At 60.0% G+C, this 17,665-nt stretch carries 18 protein-coding genes and 1 pseudogene; 7 read left to right on the top strand and 12 right to left on the bottom strand.

What is annotated here, in order from left to right; translation table 11 throughout:
• Positions 1–150 precede the first annotated feature (150 nt).
• From KX729_RS27020 to KX729_RS27030, 3 genes are all read left to right on the top strand, one after another.
• Complete coding sequence (locus tag KX729_RS27020) at positions 151–615, top strand: LysE family translocator (RefSeq protein ID WP_219745601.1); 465 nt, start codon at positions 151–153, stop codon at positions 613–615.
• 5 nt (positions 616–620) lie between these two features.
• A complete protein-coding gene (locus KX729_RS34615) occupies positions 621–830 on the top strand; it encodes a hypothetical protein (protein WP_219745602.1) in 210 nt (69 codons plus the stop codon).
• Between the two features lie 169 nt (positions 831–999).
• Complete coding sequence (locus tag KX729_RS27030) at positions 1,000–1,200, top strand: DUF2934 domain-containing protein (protein WP_219745603.1); 201 nt, start codon at positions 1,000–1,002, stop codon at positions 1,198–1,200.
• On the opposite strand, the gene KX729_RS27035 is transcribed toward KX729_RS27030, so the two are convergent.
• The 3 genes from KX729_RS27035 to KX729_RS27045 all read right to left on the bottom strand — a co-directional run bounded on the left by KX729_RS27035 (position 1,201) and on the right by KX729_RS27045 (position 3,263).
• Positions 1,201–1,467, bottom strand: a complete 267-nt coding sequence (locus KX729_RS27035; RefSeq protein WP_219745604.1) for a DUF982 domain-containing protein — start codon at positions 1,465–1,467, stop codon at positions 1,201–1,203.
• Positions 1,468–2,359: 892 nt separating this feature from the next.
• Complete coding sequence (locus KX729_RS27040) at positions 2,360–2,596, bottom strand: circadian clock KaiB family protein (protein WP_219745605.1); 237 nt, start codon at positions 2,594–2,596, stop codon at positions 2,360–2,362.
• A 184-nt stretch (positions 2,597–2,780) separates the two neighbouring features.
• A complete protein-coding gene (locus KX729_RS27045) occupies positions 2,781–3,263 on the bottom strand; it encodes a pyridoxamine 5'-phosphate oxidase family protein (protein WP_219745606.1) in 483 nt (160 codons plus the stop codon).
• A 320-nt stretch (positions 3,264–3,583) separates the two neighbouring features.
• On the opposite strand from KX729_RS27045, the pseudogene KX729_RS34620 reads away from it, so the two are divergent.
• Positions 3,584–3,723 (top strand): annotated as a pseudogene (locus tag KX729_RS34620) (ABC transporter substrate-binding protein); the annotation flags it as partial.
• Positions 3,724–3,837: 114 nt separating this feature from the next.
• On the opposite strand, the gene KX729_RS27050 reads toward KX729_RS34620, so the two are convergent.
• Positions 3,838–6,138 carry a methyl-accepting chemotaxis protein gene (locus KX729_RS27050; protein ID WP_219745607.1) on the bottom strand — a complete coding sequence of 767 codons (2,301 nt, stop codon included), beginning with the start codon at positions 6,136–6,138 and terminating at the stop codon, positions 3,838–3,840.
• Between the two features lie 249 nt (positions 6,139–6,387).
• Here KX729_RS27050 and KX729_RS27055 point away from each other — a divergent pair, with 249 nt between their 5' ends.
• The 3 genes from KX729_RS27055 to KX729_RS27065 all read left to right on the top strand — a co-directional run bounded on the left by KX729_RS27055 (position 6,388) and on the right by KX729_RS27065 (position 9,945).
• Entirely contained in the window at positions 6,388–6,975 is a 588-nt protein-coding gene (locus KX729_RS27055; RefSeq protein ID WP_219745608.1) for a cupin domain-containing protein, read from the top strand.
• Between the two features lie 75 nt (positions 6,976–7,050).
• Entirely contained in the window at positions 7,051–8,358 is a 1,308-nt protein-coding gene (gene gabT, locus KX729_RS27060; protein WP_219745609.1) for a 4-aminobutyrate--2-oxoglutarate transaminase, read from the top strand.
• Positions 8,359–8,391: 33 nt separating this feature from the next.
• Positions 8,392–9,945 (top strand): acetolactate synthase large subunit, encoded by a 1,554-nt coding sequence (locus tag KX729_RS27065; RefSeq protein ID WP_219745610.1) that lies wholly within the window; start codon positions 8,392–8,394, stop codon positions 9,943–9,945.
• On the opposite strand, the gene KX729_RS27070 is transcribed toward KX729_RS27065, so the two are convergent.
• The 8 genes from KX729_RS27070 to KX729_RS27105 form a co-directional block, all read right to left on the bottom strand.
• On the bottom strand, positions 9,946–10,326 hold the full coding sequence (locus KX729_RS27070; RefSeq protein ID WP_219745611.1) for a RidA family protein: 381 nt from the start codon (positions 10,324–10,326) through the stop codon (positions 9,946–9,948).
• A 16-nt stretch (positions 10,327–10,342) separates the two neighbouring features.
• Positions 10,343–11,410: an ABC transporter ATP-binding protein gene (locus tag KX729_RS27075; protein ID WP_219745612.1), complete on the bottom strand. Its 1,068-nt coding sequence runs from the start codon at positions 11,408–11,410 to the stop codon at positions 10,343–10,345.
• Positions 11,411–11,429: 19 nt separating this feature from the next.
• Complete coding sequence (locus KX729_RS27080; protein WP_219745613.1) at positions 11,430–12,236, bottom strand: ABC transporter permease; 807 nt, start codon at positions 12,234–12,236, stop codon at positions 11,430–11,432.
• Between the two features lie 6 nt (positions 12,237–12,242).
• Complete coding sequence (locus tag KX729_RS27085; RefSeq protein WP_219745614.1) at positions 12,243–13,091, bottom strand: ABC transporter permease; 849 nt, start codon at positions 13,089–13,091, stop codon at positions 12,243–12,245.
• Positions 13,092–13,187: 96 nt separating this feature from the next.
• Positions 13,188–14,228 carry an ABC transporter substrate-binding protein gene (locus KX729_RS27090; protein ID WP_219745615.1) on the bottom strand — a complete coding sequence of 347 codons (1,041 nt, stop codon included), beginning with the start codon at positions 14,226–14,228 and terminating at the stop codon, positions 13,188–13,190.
• Between the two features lie 40 nt (positions 14,229–14,268).
• A complete protein-coding gene (locus tag KX729_RS27095; protein WP_219745616.1) occupies positions 14,269–15,237 on the bottom strand; it encodes a membrane dipeptidase in 969 nt (322 codons plus the stop codon).
• Entirely contained in the window at positions 15,234–15,956 is a 723-nt protein-coding gene (locus KX729_RS27100) for a hypothetical protein (RefSeq protein WP_219745617.1), read from the bottom strand. The genes KX729_RS27095 and KX729_RS27100 overlap by 4 nt, the downstream gene beginning before the upstream one ends.
• Entirely contained in the window at positions 15,953–17,662 is a 1,710-nt protein-coding gene (locus KX729_RS27105; protein WP_246617894.1) for a phospholipase D-like domain-containing protein, read from the bottom strand. The genes KX729_RS27100 and KX729_RS27105 overlap by 4 nt, the downstream gene beginning before the upstream one ends.
• Positions 17,663–17,665: the final 3 nt, after the last annotated feature.

Here is a 17,665-nt window from a genome sequence, read left to right on the forward strand (position 1 = left end):
ATCCGCCGCAGATCGCGCTCGCTCATCGCTATCAATCCCATCTGCAAACTCCCAGGCATCATTCAGACCCGGGGAGTGTGACATTCCAACTTTGCAGAAACAGGACATTCTAACTTTGCGGCTACACTCAATTATCAGATAAGGTAAATTATGGAACTCAACAGGAGGATACTGCGGGGTTCCAAAGATCCTGGGCTTTTGGCGTGTCAGCCATTAGCCAAGTGGCGCGGAGTTTTGGATGGAGGTATCGTCTTTCGATTGCTGGAGCTGGTCTGGTGCGGCGGACACCGCCCCGGCAGCACCTTCCTTAGATATCGTGATCGACCTAACAACCTACCTGACCTACACTGCAGGTTCCGCGGCTCAATTCTGATCCCGGGTCCGGCAGTGGTCTTCGTGCTCGCCCGACGCATTAGTGGTGGACAACGGGTGGGGATCGCGCCGGGGTTCGGTGTCGCATTCGGCAACCTCGTTCACACGCTCATGGCGACGCTCGGTCTGTCTGCGATCCTGATGACGTCGGCCCTCACCTTTGAAATCGTCAAATATGCGGGCGTCGCCTATCTCGTTTACCTTGGCATCCGTCGGATGCGCCTGACCGCCGCCAAGACTTAGCTATTATGGTCTATGTCACCCGGCACGATAGGTGGAGGGCTACCGATGCGGCTTTGATGCGCCAGTTGGGACCGCCCAACAAGCCCCCGGAAGCAGCCGGCTTCCTGAGCCAAAGTGACGCCTGCCGCATTGGCTTCCTCGACCATGGCGGCGTTTTGCTGGGTCACCTGATCTATCTGATTGACGGCGGGATTGACCTCCGCAAGACCAACTGACTGTTCCCGCGCCGAGCTGGTTGATAGCGACCACATACGACTCGATTGTCTGCAGCGCCAGCGGCTGGTCACGTCCCTGGACGATGAGATCCAGGCCAAGAAAGTTAGATAAGACTTGAGAATCGCCACCCGAATCCCATGTGCAGGTAAAAGCATATTGGAGGTTTCGATGGCGACCGAACGTGACGAGTGGATCAAAGAGCGTGCCTACACGCTATGGGAGCTGGCCGGCCGGCCACATGGCCAGGACGGCGAACACTGGCGCCAGGCGAACGCAGAATGGGAGGCTGGAGCCCAGAAAGCGGAAACCAGCAGGGCGAGTGCGCGACTGGTGAACGATTTCCCCATCAATCAGGCCAATCAAGCCTGATCAAAGATCTGTTTTGAAGCGGTACTCCGCATAAGCAGCTATAAATGTGTCGCGCGAACGGCCAAGGTGGGCCTGGCTGCGCATTGCAGCGTTGCAGGCTGCAACGGCCGCCCAGTAAGCCTGCCCGGACTGGCGGCCGAAGTCGTGCTGAAGATAGCGCAAGGCCTCGCGCGGTCCCCGGATCGCTCGATCGTCGAACATTTCCGCCCGGACGAAAACCGGGTCTTCCCAGGCGATGCCGAATGCAACTTCAATGACAGAGTTCAAGGCTTTTCCTTTCGGTTAAGCCCCCGCGTTCACCGTTATACGCGGAAAATGTGTCAAATAATCAAAATTTTGCTGCGATGCGAGAATAACGGGGGAACGATCTCGACGCGCCACGGTTTGGCGGCAAAGGAGATTGCCATGCTTAAATACCTTCTCTCCGCCATGATCCTAGCCGTCACAACTACGCCACCTGTGTTGGCACAGGGCACTGGCACGTCCAGTTCAACGACCTCTTCGGCGCCCCAGGGGAACAAGCCGAGTGCGAGCAATCCTGCAGCTGCCGGTCAGCCTGACATTTCCGTCACTAACAGTGTAAGCGACCAGGAAGCGTGCAAAACGACGCCGCATACAAACGCCCAGCGACCCAAGACGCCCGGCTCTCAAGCTGAACCTCAGCCACAGGCGCGTTGCCAGAAGTAGGTGGTTCGTACCGGTCGGTCCTCGGAGTTCATCGCCCCGACGATCGCGGCGTGCAAGACCTATATATCGTTGGGTTGTCAATCCAGCGCACGGTCTGGAATATGGCGTAAACATCCGGTTCATAGGCATCCGGTAGAATACAACGAACAGGATGGAGGCCGCGGCCAGTGCATTCGCAGTGGATCCGATGTCCCGTCGCGCAAACGTTGATCGACGACGGCTACAACTGGTCGGTAATTTTGAGCCAGGCAACTGCGTCAGCATTGGATGTAAAAGAGCCTACTTCAATACCCAAACCATAAAGAGCGTCTTCGGCATCAAGGATGACGAAGACCCATCTTTTTCGATCAGAGCCTTAGCAACGTTTTTCATAGCAGTTGGTTTTGGCCCGTTCGGGGCAATGTCAACATTCTTGTTGAGTGATGCAATAGGCAGGTTTAGGAGCTTCCATCGGGTTTGCTCAGAAATCCGATTACGTCCAGATTGGCAGGGTCACCGACGATCTTGCGCAACGGTGGCGGCAGATCACCAAGCAGCGCGGCAGCGCCACCAGATCCTTTTCGCAAGCCACCTCCCGGCGCTGGCGCACGTCCACCAGCTCGATTGCGTACTCGCCTGGTGTATGGCGCTCGCAGGCCGCTTGCAGGTTTTTGTAGGCTGCGACCGAGCGCGGGTGCTTGCCATTCACAAAAAGAACCAGCTGCTTCATTCGTTATCGGGCGCCGGAGAGATAACGTTCTTCCGACATGCTGCCTGCGAAGACGATCGGTCCTTCCCCATACGGTGTCGACGTCGCCATTCAGGCGCGGTCGTTGAGTCCGCGCTTCATATCCCGTGCCGGCCGCGATGGCGGGCTCGAAAGAGCCCGCCGCACTATGCCGATATAGTTTCGCTTACATCTGCACCTTGGCATTTTCGCCCATGTCGGGCTTTGCGCTCGTCACTGCAGCCGCCGCCATCTTTATGTAGCTCAGCACCGTGCCGGGACTGTCCCAATATTCGGCGGCGGACGGCGTGACCTTCAGGATCCGGATCGACGGATCGTCGGCATTGTCCCACCAGGCCTTGGCCGGCGTCGCCCAGAGATCGCGGATTTTCCGCCGATCGTTCTGGACCTCCGCCGTTCCGGAGATCGAGACGTATTTCTGACCCTTGCTGTCGGCGAACGCCAGGCAGACGTTCGGGTGGCGGGCAACCTCGTCATCCTTGTGACTGGCAACGTCGGTCAGGAAATAGAAGGCGTTGTCGATCCTCTCCGCATAAGCCGACATGGGGCGCGCCTTCAGATCAGTTCCGGCCTGTGTCGTCAGCATGCAGAAACCGATCTTCTCGGCCAAATCCCATACCTTGCTGTTGTCGTCGTCGTTGGTCGCCATTCGTTTTCTCCTTCGGCTCCGTATCTTGTAGAGCGGACAGAACGACAATCGGATGTCCCGGTTCCATCACACGGAAACCATTCCTAACGGCGCCAGGTTCTTAGCAGCTACAGCTCAAAAGACTGGAGCGGCGCTTTATCCTTCCGAGCGTATTCCTCACTAGACAAGCAGTTGACGGTGAAGACCAGCGGCTTAAGCTCACCCAGCCTGATATGCTGCAGACGTCTGAGCGATCATTTCAAGGCGCTATATAAAGGTTCGATGGGACGAACCTGCGACGGGTCGGTTTGGGTGCCGCCGAGGGCATGTAATTTGCCAGACCCCGAGGACCGGTGACGATCGATGCCGAATCCGGCGACATCATCCAGAGCATCTATATGCGCAAGGTCGAGCGGATCGATGGCGAACTCTACAACAACGAGTTGAAGGCCTTGAGGCGGTGAAAGACCCCGCCTGGTAAAAGGCGGAGATTTGCAACCACCCAGAAAAGAAAAGGGCGGCACAGGCCGCCCTTTTTTGGCTCTGGCGCGCCATGCTTCTCAAAAGAATGCACAGCGGGGCCCAAATGGCTTTCTCAGAATTCCTGCCAGTCATCCGTCGATTGAGCGACCGCGGCATTGCCGCGCGAGACCGGTGCGCGGGCGATCGCCGGGCGGCTCGGCGCTGGGGCAGCCGGACGAGCCGGGGTAGCTACCGGTGCCCGCATGCGGGCGGCAGTGTCGCGCAGCTGGCTGCCTGCACCACCACCGCCGAACTGGAACTGCGAGAGAAGATCGCTGAGCTTGGCGCTTTCCTGCGCAAGACCGGCGCCGGCAGCATTCATCTCTTCAACCATCGCCGCGTTCTGCTGGGTCGACTGGTCCATATGGTTGACCGCAGTATTGACCTGCGCAAGACCGACCGACTGTTCCTGAGCGGCGGTCGCGATCGCATCCATATGCGAGGTCACCGTCCGGACCAGCTGCTCGATGGCAGCAAGCCCCTCGCCCGTATCGCTGACCAGCTTGACGCCTTCGGACACGGCCACGGCCGAATTCGAGATCAGGCCCTTAATCTCCTTGGCGGCATTTGCCGAACGCTGTGCCAGTTCACGGACTTCCTGAGCGACGACGGCAAACCCCTTTCCGGCCTCGCCGGCACGAGCCGCCTCGACGCCCGCATTCAGCGCCAGAAGGTTGGTCTGGAAGGCAATCTCGTCGATGACGCCGATGATCTGGCCGATCTGCTGCGACGACTTCTCGATCCGCTCCATGGCTGCGACCGCATTGCGGACCACCTGGCCGGACTGGTCGGCGCGGATGCGGGCATCCCGCACCACATCGCGGGCTTCGGCGGTGCGCTTCGACGTCGAGACGACGTTGGAGGTGATCTCCTCCAGTGCCGCGGCGGTCTCTTCCAGCGAGGCGGCCTGCTGTTCGGTACGCTTCGACAGATTGTCGGATGCGTCCGAGATTTCCTTCGAGCCGCTGTTGACGGTCGATACCGAGTTGCCAACGCTCAAGAGCGCGTCGCGCAGCTGGCGAACGGAAGTGTTGAAGTCATGGCGCAGGCTTTCGAACTGCGGCGCCAGTTGATCATGCACTTCGCATTGCATGTCACCATCGGCGAGGCGGCGCAGGTTCGTAGCCAGCGCGCCGGTCGCTTGGGTAAGCTTGGCCTGGGCTTCAGCCTCGGTCATCTGCTGTAGCTCGATCCGCTCGGCTTCCGAACGACGACGGGTCGCGTCTGCTTCTGCCTCGAGCTGATAGTTGCGGATGGCGGCTTCGCGGAACACTTCCACCGAGCGGGCCATGTCGCCGATCTCGTCCTTGCGGTCGCTATAGGGGATCGCCTCATCCGTATTACCTGCCGCAAGGCTCGACATCCGTTCGCCGATGCGGCGGATCGACTTAGACAGCAGACGCGCGATCGCGACCGACATACCAATCGCCGCGATGACGAAAGCACCGAGCACTGTCAGTGCAGTCACCAGCGAGGAATAGGCGTCCTCGAGTTTCGACACGGCATTGGCATGGACGGAGCCTGCGGTATCGATCAGCAACTGTCCGACGAAATCGCGGCGCTCTGCCATCGTCTTGGTCCAGATGTCGAGATCGGCAGGCACCGGGGTATAGGCGGTATTCTTCGACATTTCGTCGATCTTCTGCTGAAGCCCACGCCCAGCAGGAGACTGCATAAAGGTATCCAGCCGCGACACGACGGCAGGGTTGACGAACTCACGCACGAGCTGGCCATAAATGCGGATCTGGGTCGTCGCGGCACCCAGACGCGCGAACTCCTCAAGCGACAAGGTCCCGTTCTTGACATATTGCATGCCGATCCGGTTCAGGACCAGATAACCTTCATTGAACTGCAGAAATGCGTTGTAGCCCGTAACGCCCTGCTGCAGGTCACGATCTTCCATGATGTTGCCGGCACGTGCCGTAACCTGGATCGACGCCGCGGAAATCGGCTGCATGTAGAGGAGCGGCATCATCGCATCGATCGGGCCGGCATCCACCTTGGAGCGGAATTCGGCGAGCTTTGCATATCGCTCGTCAAGGCCACGCTTGATGCCCGACAGGATCTGGTCATCGTAACCGGCCGAAATAACGTCGCCATAGCTTGCCACGATTGCCTTATAGGCAGCATCCGTCTTCTGGCGCATCTGCGGGCGCTGGTCGGGCGAAGATGCACTTTCCACCGGCAAGGCGAGCATAAGCTGTCCGCCTGCTCCGGCCAGACGCTCCAGCGCTGCTGCGCCGCTCAGCTTCTGGTAATTGCGGAACTCGTCCCGGATGACGATCGCACCAAGCACTGCAACAGCCGCCAACGGTACGATCGCAAGAACCGTCAAAAGCGCGCGAAAAGAAAGAGACCACAACAATCTGGTCATGCAAACCCCTGATAGAAACACCCGGGCAACGCAAACTCGATTGCTGCCCGATCCTGGTGGCAAACATAAACATCAGATGGTTATAAATTACTTTAGACTTGTATTCGTTCGGCACGGAGATGACGTGGAATGAGGTTGACGACGCGATGATAGATGCCGGATCACCACGCTACGAATGCTCAATATATCATCCATTGCCGCCAGTTAAGATCCAAGGCATAACGGTTCGCCAAAACGGAACGTGACGAGATGGACAAAAAATTCGATATTGGCGCCCGGCTGAATTCCATGCGTATAGCGGCAGGCCTTTCCCAGCGCCAGCTTGCAGAACGCGCCGGCGTGCCGCATGCGCAGATTTCCCAGGTCGAGACCAACAAGGTCAGCCCGTCCGTCTCGACCCTGAGAAAGATCTTGAGCGGTCTTGGCGTCGGCATGGGAGACTTTTTCGAACCCGAGCGCAGCCCGCCGAAAGGACCGTTCTTTTCCGCGCATGAACTTGTTGATCTGACGTCGCAAATCGCCGCATCGCCAATTTCTGGCGGAACCGACGGTACGCTTGTTTTCCGACAGATCGGTGATGCGCGGGCTCATAACCTGCAAATTCTTCACGAAGTGTATGAGCCGAATGCAGATACGGGAGATACGCTTCTCCAGCATGCCTCTGCGGAAGGTGGGTATGTAGTTGAAGGCGAGCTTGAGCTTACCGTGGGCGATGATGTGCGCGTACTGAAGGCCGGCGAGGCCTATCTGTTCGACAGCCGCGTGCCGCATCGCTTCCGCAATCTTTCGGATCGCCGCACGATCGTCATCTCGGCCTGCTCCCCGCCATATCTCTGATTCCATCGAACAGCACTTGCTCAAAATAATGAGCAAGATTATAGCTTGGTCATCGACCTAAAGAGGGATGTTTGGATGACCGCCTCCAGTGATTTGCATTCGCGTCGGAAGTCTGCCGTAGCAGGCGGCGTTGGCACCAGAGAGATTTTTGCCGAGAAAGCACTGAATGCCGAACTCTGGGACGTGGACGGCAGGCGCTTTATCGACTTCGCGGCCGGCATTGCAGTCAACAATACCGGGCATCGCAACCCGACTGTCATGAAGGCGGTTGCCGAACAGGCTGAGCGCTTTACCCATACCTGCTTCCATGTGGCGCCGTACGAAGGATATGTCCGTCTTGCCGAACGGCTGAACGCGATTGCGCCGACGGGTGCCGACAACCGCACCATGCTGGTCACCACTGGCGCCGAAGCCGTCGAGAATGCCGTGAAGATCGCCCGCGCCTATACCGGACGCGCTGGCGTCATCGCCTTTTCCGGCGCTTTTCACGGCCGCACCATGCTCGGCATGGCGCTGACCGGAAAGGTTATGCCCTACAAGAAGAACTTCGGTCCTTTCCCGGCCGAGATCTATCATGCGCCCTTCCCCAATCCGTTTCTTGGCTATTCGACGGAACAGGCTATCGCGGAGCTTGAGCGGCTCTTTGTGTCTGAGGTCGATCCGGAGCGGATCGCGGCCTTCATCGTCGAGCCTATCCAGGGTGAAGGCGGCTTCAACGTGGCACCAACGGAGTTCCTGATGCAATTGCGCGAGATTGCGGACAGTTACGGGATCCTGCTGATCGCCGACGAAGTCCAGGCCGGGATGGCACGCACCGGCAAGATGTTTGGCTTTGAACACGCAGGCGTGAAGCCCGATCTCGTCACCATGGCCAAGGGTCTCGCCGGCGGTTTTCCGCTGTCTGCCGTAACCGGCAAAACGAAGATCATGAACGCGGCGCACCCGGGTGGACTCGGCGGCACCTATGCCGGAAATCCGCTGTCCGTCGCAGCTGCCAATGCCGTTCTGGACGTTATCGACAACGAAAAACTCTGTGATCGCGCCGCCGAAGTCGGCCGCCGGATCACCGCACGTCTCAATTCGATTGCGTCCCGCCAGGGCATGGAACCTATCGGCGACGTGCGCGGGCTTGGCGCAATGGTGGCTTTCGAGCTGGTGGAGGATCGTCAGTCCAAGGCCGCAGCACCGCAGATCACCAATCGTATCATCGCCGAGGCAGAAAACCGCGGGCTGATCCTGCTTTCTTGCGGAACACGGCTCAATGTGGTCCGTTTGCTGCCGCCGTTGACGATAGAATGGGAGGTGCTCGAAGAAGGCCTTGCCGTCCTCGAGGCTTCCATTGAAGCGGCATTCTCGGGTGCCGGCGCTTCGGCTGCAGCGTAAGCAGCACCGATCGGATCAGGAAAGGAAAAGCGCATGAACGGCGCCGATATGCTTTGTGACGTCCTGCTGGTCAATGGCGTCGATGTCTGCTTCGCCAATCCCGGCACTTCGGAAATGCATTTTGTCGCAGCGCTCGATCGCAAGCCGGAAATGCGTTGTATTCTGGGCCTTTCCGAGGGCGTCGTCACGGGCATGGCGGATGGATATGCGCGCATGGCGGACAAGCCAGCGGCGACGCTTCTGCATCTTGGTCCCGGTCTCGCAAACGGTCTCGCCAATCTGCACAATGCACGCCGCGCCCGCACGCCGATCCTGAACGTCGTCGGCGACCACGCTTCCTATCATTTGCAATATGACGCGCCGCTGACAAGCGATATCGAGAGCCTTGCCCGGCCGATGTCCCATTGGGTCGGCCGTGCCGCCGGCCCGACGGATATCCGCCGTTGCACCGAGGAAGGTTTCGCCGCCGCCATTGCCAGGCGCGGCGTTTCGACGATGATCCTGCCGGCGGATGCCGCCTGGGGCGAAGTCACGCCCGAGCCGCTTTCACGGGCAACAATTCCCGCTGCTCCAACACTCGATTCCAGCACCCTGAAGGCCGCGGCAGCAGCGCTGAAGAGTGGCAAACGCACCGTCATCATCATGGGCGGTCGGGCTTTGCGCGAGAAGCCGTTGGAAACGGCCGGCCGCATCGCTGCTGCCACCGGTGCAGCCCTGTTCACGGTGCAATCGGATCGCGGGGCGCGCGGCGCAGGTCGTGCCTTCGTGCGACCGATCCCCTACAATATCGAACTCGCGGTCGAAGCCCTGAAACAGTTCGAGGTGGCGATCTGCATCGGCGCACAGCGCCCCGTCACCTTCTTCGCTTATCCGGGCAAGCCAAGCACGACGCTGCCGCCATCCTGCGAAGTGATCCAGCTTGCCGAGCATGAGCATGATCTTGCCGCGGCCCTGGATGCATTGGCTGGCGAGCTTAGCATCAAAGGAGATGCCAATTTTGCCCGAAATGCCTTTTGCCAGAACGAAATCCAGGTGCCGGACGGCGCGTTGACGCCGGATGCGATCAGCCTGGCGATCGCGCGTCACTTGCCGGAAGACGCCATCGTCATCGATGAGGCATTGACGTCGATCGGTCAGTATCCGGCGCTCGCCCCCGGCCTGCGTCCGCATGACCATCTGCCGATCACCGGCGGTTCGATCGGTATCGGCATTCCGCTCGCCGCAGGCGCCGCGATCGGCGCTCCGGATCGCAAGGTCGTCGCCCTTCAGGCGGATGGCAGCGGCATGTACACGGTGCAAGGTCTCTGGACGCAGGCGCGCGAAAACCTCGATGTGGTCACCATCGTCTTCGCCAACAATGCCTATCGCATCCTGCAGGGCGAGATGACGAATGTCGGCGTCAACTCCTACGGCGTCAACGCCCGCAAGATGCTGGACCTCGACCAGCCGAAACTCGACTGGTGCTCGCTCGCCAAGGGCCTGGGCGTCGAATCTGGCCGGGCGACGAACACGGCCGAATTCGTGAAACTCTATACCGCCGCGCTTTCCCGCAAGGGACCGTTCCTCATCGAGGCGGCAATCGTCTGATCAGGCGGGCTTTGCGGCCGAGATCATGATCATCTCGACCTTGAGATCGGGGCTCGCAAGGCGGGCCTCGAAGCAGGCGCGGGCGGGCGGAGCGACATCGGCCACCCATTCGTCCCAAACCTCGTTCATGGCAGCATAGTCGTCCATGTTCGCCAGGATGATGGCGCAGAGTATCAGACCCTCTTTCGCGCTGCCAATTTCCGCCAGCCGGCCTTCTGCCTTGGCAAGAAGCTGGCGGGTCTGCTCGGCGGTGCTCAACGATCCGTCATAGGGCGCCTGCGGGGTGCAGGCAAAATAGCCGGTGCCCTGATGCATTACGGCAAGGCTGCCACGTTTGCCGACACCGAAACGCTCTATGATCGAGGAGAAATCTGTGGTCATGGTACTGTTGCCTGCTCTATTTGGTGATCACGAAGACGGATTCAGGCGTCCAGCTGATGCAGCATTCCTGGCCTTCCCTGATAATGACCACATCGGCACCGAGCACTCTCACCCGCATGGGAATGTCGCCGGCCCTGCCGATGACGAGAGCGTTGTCACCGTAATTGACGATGGTCTCGACCGTCATTCGAATGTTCTGGCGGCCTTCGATCGGGTTGCGCGACAGCTTGATATGCTCCGGGCGGATCAGCAGCGTCACCGCCTGGCCGTCGGACAGAACATTGTCGGAAGCGGCGTAGTCGAACGCGCCAAGCGTCGGATTTTCTGCCGTCTTGCCGGCGGCACTGCCGATCGTTGCCGGGATGAGATTGCTCTCGCCGATGAAGGCAGCGACGAAGGACGTCTGCGGACGGTGGTAGATATCGAGCGGCGCGGCGCATTGCTCGATCCTGCCTTTCTCGAACACCACGATCCGGTCGGACATCGACATGGCTTCGGACTGATCATGCGTCACGAAAATCGTGGTCACGCCGAGGCTGCGCTGGATGCGCTTGATCTCGATCTGCATCTGCTCGCGCAGGTTCTTGTCAAGCGCGCCAAGCGGCTCGTCGAGCAACAGCAAAGACGGCTCGAAGACCAGCGCGCGGGCGAGCGCCACACGCTGCTGCTGACCGCCGGAAAGCTCCTTCGGATGACGGTGGCCGAAGCCCTTCAACCCGACGAGCGACAGCATGTCCTCTGCCTGCCTCAGCCCCTGGTCGCGGCCGACGCCCCGCATCTGTAGCGGGAAATAGACGTTCTCGACGGCGGTCTTGTGCGGAAACAGCGCGTAGTTCTGGAAGACGATGCCGATATTGCGTTCGTGCGGCGCAAGCTCGGTGATCGACCGGCCGCCGACCTGCACCGCACCGCCGCTGGCTTTCTCAAAGCCGGCGATGATCATCAGCGTCGTCGTCTTGCCCGAGCCGCTCGGCCCGAGGAATGTCACGAACTCGCCCTTCTCGACCGACAGGCTCACATTGTCGAGGGCTGTGAAATTCCCGTAGGTCTTGGTGATCTTGGAGAGTTCAAGATAGCTCGTCATGGGAAGTCCTTGGAAACGGTCAGTGTGCGCCTGCCGGCGGGCGGCTTGGCTTGGGAGCGCGGCTGCGAAGCGCGCTGGCGAAATAGGGGGCGGCGATGCCGACCATCACAAGCAGGAACAGCAACGTCGAGATGACCGCGATGACCGGGTCTGCTTCCTGACGGATGCTGTCGAACATCTTGCGCGGCAGGGTGGCTGCATCGCGCCCCGAGATGAAGATCGCCACGACCGTCTCGTCGAAAGACTGAACGAAGGCGAACAATGCACTGATGATCAGACCGGGGCGCAGGATCGGCAGGGTGATGTGGATGAAGGTCCGCGTCGGGCTGGCCCCGAGGCTCTGGGCGGCACGCTCGAGATTGCGGTCGAAACCCTTCAGGTTGGCGGACAGAACCAGAAAGGCGATCGGCACCGAGAGGCAGGTATGGGCGAGAATAACGCCGAGATGGCTATGCACCAGGCCGAGATCGCCGAAATAGGAATAGTACCCCACCGCCATGACGATATGCGGCACCGCAAGCGGCATCAGCATCATCACGTCGGCGGCGCTCTTGCCGCGGAACTTGTGGCGGACCAGCGCAAAGGTCGCGGGCACGACCAGCACCATGGTCAGGATCGTGGTTGCCGTTGCGATGATGACGCTGTTCCATGTCGGGATCAGCCAGTCCGGGTTGGTGAAGTAGGCGCGGTAATAACCGAACCAGTAGCCCGGCGGCGGGAACTGCAGCGAATTCGCGCTGGAAAAGGACATCGGCACGACGATGACTAGCGGAGCTGCGATGAAGATGACGACCAGGATGCCGGCCCAGCGCATGAACGTATTCATGATCGATCAACCCCAGAGTTTGTCGAGGCCAAAACGGCGGTGATAAATGGTGAGAATGATGAGCGTGACGAACAGCAGCACCATGGCCATTGCAGAACCGAGGCCGAAGGCGAGGAACTCGTCGATCTGATGGCCAATCAGGCCGGCGATCATCTGTTCGCGCGGGCTGCCGAGCAGGACAGGCGTCACGTAGAAGCCGAGGCAGATGACAAAGACGAGAACAGAACCGTTGGCGATGCCCGGTGCCGTCAGCGGCAAGTAGACATGGCGGAACAGCGACCAGCCCTTGGCGCCGAGGCTTTCCGCCGAGCGGATCAGCGCCGGATCGATCTTCTTCATCACCGAGAAGATGTTCATGATCATGTAGGGCGCCAGGATATGCACCATGGCGAGCGTCGAGGAGAAACGCGTGAAGAGTAGCTGTGGCAGCTGTTCGATGCCCATCATCTGCAGGAAGGCGATCAGCGGGCCGTTGTTGCCAAGCAGCACCATCCAGGAATAGGTGCGCACCAGAAAGCTCGTCCAGAAGCTCATGGTCACGAGCAGAAGGATCAGCATTGCCGTGCGCGGCTTCGAATGCGCCATCAGATAGGCGAGCGGATAACCGACAGCGAGGCAGCACAGCGTCACGAAGGCGGCCGTCAGGAAGGTATTGATGAAGACGCGCTGGTAGAGCGCGCCTGTCAGGACCTTCTGGTAATTCGCCAAAGAGACGCGTGGGTCTGTGACGCTCATGATCGCCACGTCGGCGAGCGGTACGACGAAAAAGACGAGCATATATATACCGAGCGGCGCGAGAAGCAGCCACGGCCAGATGTTCGTCTTTTCCGTCAGTCTTGAAAGGCTCATGCCCATTGCCGTTCCTTCTCAATGGCAAGCGGGGTCGGTGCGGCATCGCACGGTGATTGCGCGATGCCGCTCAGGCAGGTCGGTCTGATCCGGGAGAACGGATCAGCTTGCGACCCACTCCTCGAAACGTTCGGCAAGTTCTGCCGGATCGATGCCGAAGTTGGCCATATCCTGTTCGAAAGTCAGCTTGTAGTTGGCCGGCGAGGTTGGCATGCGCTTGGCATCATCGGCGCTGACGAATTCGTTCGAAGCCGGGTTCAGCGCGCCGTAGTCGGCCGCCTTCGAGAAGCCTGCAAGTGGCTTGGCACTGGTGGCGAATTCGACGAACTTCTTGGCGTTTTCGAGGTTCGGCGTCTTCTTGGCGACGACCCAGTAGGCGCGTTCGATCTCGCCCTGATTCCAGGTCATGCCGACCGGTGCGCCGGCCTTTTCCGCTTCGAAGTACCGGCCGTGCCAGATGCCGATCATGTCGACTTCGCCGTCACGCAGGATCTGCGTCGACTGGGCGCCAGCCGTCCACCAGACGCGGACATGCTTCTTGATCTTGTTGAGCGACTTGAAGGCGCGATCGACATCGAGCGGATAAAGGTCCTTAACCGCCACGCCGTCGGCCAGAAGCGCGATCGGGATGACGCGCGACGCATAACGCTGCAACGAACGGCTCCCCGGGAATTTCTCGACGTTCCAGAAATCCGCCCAGGTCTTCGGCTCTTCCTTGTACTTGTCGGTGCGCCAGGCGAGCACGGTCGCAAAAGCGTGCGACGCGACGCCGTTTTCGAACAGGCCGCCTTCGTAGGGAGCCTTCAGCTGTTCAATGATGCCGGCTTGATTGGCGCGCACCAGTTCGCCGCCACCGAGCGTCGTGACATCAAACTCGTAGGTACCGGTCTTCACCTGCTGGGCGAGCTTGGCAAAGGAAACCGGTGAGACCGTCTTCACCTGAATGCCTGTCTCCTTAGTGAAGGGGTCGATCAGATGCGTCTTGGCCGCAATCTCCCAAGGACCACCCCAGGTGTTGATGTAAAGGATCTTTTCCTGAGCGCGAACGATATAGGGCGCTGCGAGAGATGCCGTGACGACTGCGCCGGCAGTCTTTAGAAATCGGCGGCGGTCAGGCATCAGAAACGTCTTTATTCCGGTCATGCGCGGTTCTCCTCTTTATGTTTTTCTTGAAGTGGCTTCATCATTTCCTGAAGGTCGCCTCATAGAGGCGGAGCCAGTTCCCATGGGTGATCTTCGCGACCTCCGCTTCCGAGAAGCCGACCGTCTTCAGCCCATCCGGGATCACCCTTATGTCTTCCACGTTCTTGAACCATTCAGGCGGCGCGGCTTTCAGCGGTTTGCCGGCAGCACTCGCGCCGTAATCCTCGCCGCGGGTCCAGCGGCCCTTGCGCATCCAGGCATAGTCCGGAGCGGTGAAGTTGTGGCTCTTGTCGGTGCCGATCGCGACGGAGTCGATACCGGCGATATCGACGGTGCGGGCAACCATCGTGCACCAGGCCTCGATCGAAGCGCAGAATTCGTCTCCGGTGATATTCCGATAGGCAGCGCAGCCGATGACGCCGCTGGTATCCTTCAACGCCCGGATAACGTCATCCGACTTGTTGCGCTTGTGCATGAAAAGCGACTGCGCATTGGCATGAGTGACGGCGATCGGTTTTTGCGATACCTTGATCGCGTCGAGCGTCGTGCGGTCGCCGACATGGCTGCAATCGACGAGGATGCCGGCGGCGTTCATCTCGCGCACAACTTCCTTGCCGAAACGGGCAAGACCGGAATCCTCGGCCTCGTAGCAGGAGCCGCCGAGCTCATTCTGGTTGTTGTAGGTGAGCTGGACGACTCGAACGCCAAGTTCGGCGAACATCTCGACGAAACGAATACGGCCTTCGAACAGGTTCGAGTTCTGGAAGCCCATGATGATGGCGAGCTTGCCCGCATCGGAAATGCGGCTGATGTCACCAGCCGTCAGGGCAATCTCGGCGATCTCCGAATTGTCACGGACCAGATCGCGCCAGCGGCCGATCGAATCCAGGGATTCAACGGTGCCTTCCCAGAAGCCGCAGGTGTTGACGACGCCGCCGACCGTTCCCTTCAGCAGGGTCTCGAAAGAGGCGCGATCAAAATGCCCGCATTGCAAACCGTCGATGATCATGATCTCGCGCTCTCTATCATGCGTTCGGAAATATTGGACGACAGGAAGGAGACGTCTGTCTCGTCGTCATTGTCCTTGCGGCCGATGACCGTGCCGTCCTCATTGACGATCATCGGTCCGGCGTGGCGGCGGGACACGACGCTGTCGGTCGCCAGCGCCTGCTTGGCGAGATGGTAAATGCGCCACCAGAGGTCCGCGTCGATCTCGACGCCGTCCTGCAGCACCGACCAGAGCAACCGATCGTCCTTGCTTACGTCTCCCGTGACCTGCGCAGGCACCGCCGTCAGCACATTGTCGACAACAGTCACCGATAGGCCTGAACGCCCGCCGAAATCTGCAGCGATTGCGAATTCCGCAGCATCGACCGCACCGGCAATCGTCAACTCTCCCGAACCAAACCTCGCCGTCAGCTCGCCCAAGAGGTCGATGGCCGCCGGCAGCACGAACCAGGCATGCTCGCCGGCCGCATCGAGAGCGATGCGATTACCCTGTTCCGCGGTGATCGAAATGCGGGAAGGATCGGCCGATCGGAAGCTCTTAAAACGCTCCTCGAACAGGCGGAAGCCGCCAAGACCGAGCTTTTGCGAGTACATTGGGAGATCGCCGACCGTCAGGAAAAAACCCTTCGGCAGGCTCGACAGCGAGAGGATGCGTTCGGACATCAATCGCATTTCGCGCGGCATGACGCGCATCGTGGCCTTCGACTGCAATTTGGTCATAGGACAGGTTCCGCCGGATAATACCAGGTGCCGCTGTAGCCAGCGCGCAGATCGTCTGGCGTCGGTGCGCCGTGATAGAGCACGCCGCGCAGGTTGCGGCTGAGGAAGTCGCGCGTCTTGTCGATGCCGTGGATGCCGACATTCATCAGTCGCACGAGATCGATCGGCACGAAGGCCTCCGCGTTGATGTTGGCGCGCGGCGTATGATAGCCCTGCCCGCGCAAGCTCTGGATGCGGGCGACCATGTAGCGATGCTCGGGATGTTTCATCAGGAAACGCGCGACGCTCTGAGCGCCATCCTCTTCGTCCAGATCGGAGAACAGCGACTGGATGCTTCCGCAGATATCGAGACCGAGATCAAGCGCTTCCGGCACTTCCTCGCGTGCGCCACGACGCGGCTCTTCCGCCGTCTCGGACTTGTACCAGACATATTTATAGGCATCCGGCGCGCTCATGTCGGTATCAAGCGCCCATTGGTATTCGTCGCGAACCAGGGCTTTCAGGTCCTCGACGGCTTCCGCCGGCGAGACACTGAGTTCGTCCGGACCGTGCGCAGCGGCAAGAAGTCGATCAGCCTCCTCCGGAACGAGTTCGATCAGGAGGGACAGAAAGGTTTCATAGGCCTCCGGGACCAGTTCATCGACGAATTCGGACGCCAGGATATCGAGCGGATAGTCCGCGTTTCGGCCGAGCACGGTGCCGCTTCTGCAAAATTCTTCAAGCGCCGTGACGATCTTTTCGAGGTCGTCGGCAACTTCCACGCTGGAGGCAAAAGTCTCGTAGACCATGCGGTCCTGACGACGGAAAGCGATCGCTTGCCGGAGGAGATCGACAAGAGTAGTCGCACGCGCGTCACCCGCCTCGAGCTTCATGCCCCGCGCCGCGACGATCGCGTTCTCGCGTGCGGATACCAGGGCGTTGATCAGCCGGGGATGTTTATGCACGAAGAAGATGAGGCCAAGCGCCGAGCCATTGCCGACGCCGATATAGCGGCGCAACTGCGGATCTAGCTTGACGGCCTTGTCGGACGCCTTGGCCGCGAGATGCTCGACGAGATCGCAGGAAAATTCCCGCATCAGATAGGCGGTCAGCAATTGCGCCTGTAGAACACCGCCAAGCGCATGGCTTGCGCCGAGCGACGGGAAGGAGCGCGTGCCGAACGTGCCGTTGCCATCGAGGCCGGTGTTGCGCATCAGATAGCAGACCTTGGCGATATCCTCGACCGCCGGCTGGCGACCATCGGCAAGCGCCGCCATGGTCTGGTCGAAGACGCGCATCGAGCGGTTCGAACGGCACCAGATCAGCGTCTTCGCCGTGGCACGGCCGGTATAAAGCTTGGGGATTTCACGACGCGCGGTTTCGATCTCCGCCTCGGTCGCTGGGCCTTCGATGAGCGTGCCCATCATGTCCCAAGCCTGGCCGATGATACGGCCGGTACGGGCGGTACGGCTCGGCGGACGAGAGAAGCCGATGAAGGAGAATTCCTGCCCCGGCGCCTTGATCGAATAGATCACCGTGCCTTCGGCATTGCCGTCCACATCGAACAGGACATTGGAAATGTCCCAGCATTCGCGGATCATCTTGTTCATGAAGGCGCGCGTGCCGCTGAGCCGGCTCGGCTGGATCGCGGCAAGGCGCGCGGTCTTCATCACCTCATCGGCCGGTCGCGGCTGCGGTATTGCCATCTTCTCGGAAGTCGCGGTCATCGC

It is taken from the genome of Neorhizobium populisoli (genome assembly GCF_019430945.1).
GTDB classification, from domain to species: Bacteria; Pseudomonadota; Alphaproteobacteria; order Rhizobiales; family Rhizobiaceae; genus Neorhizobium; species Neorhizobium populisoli.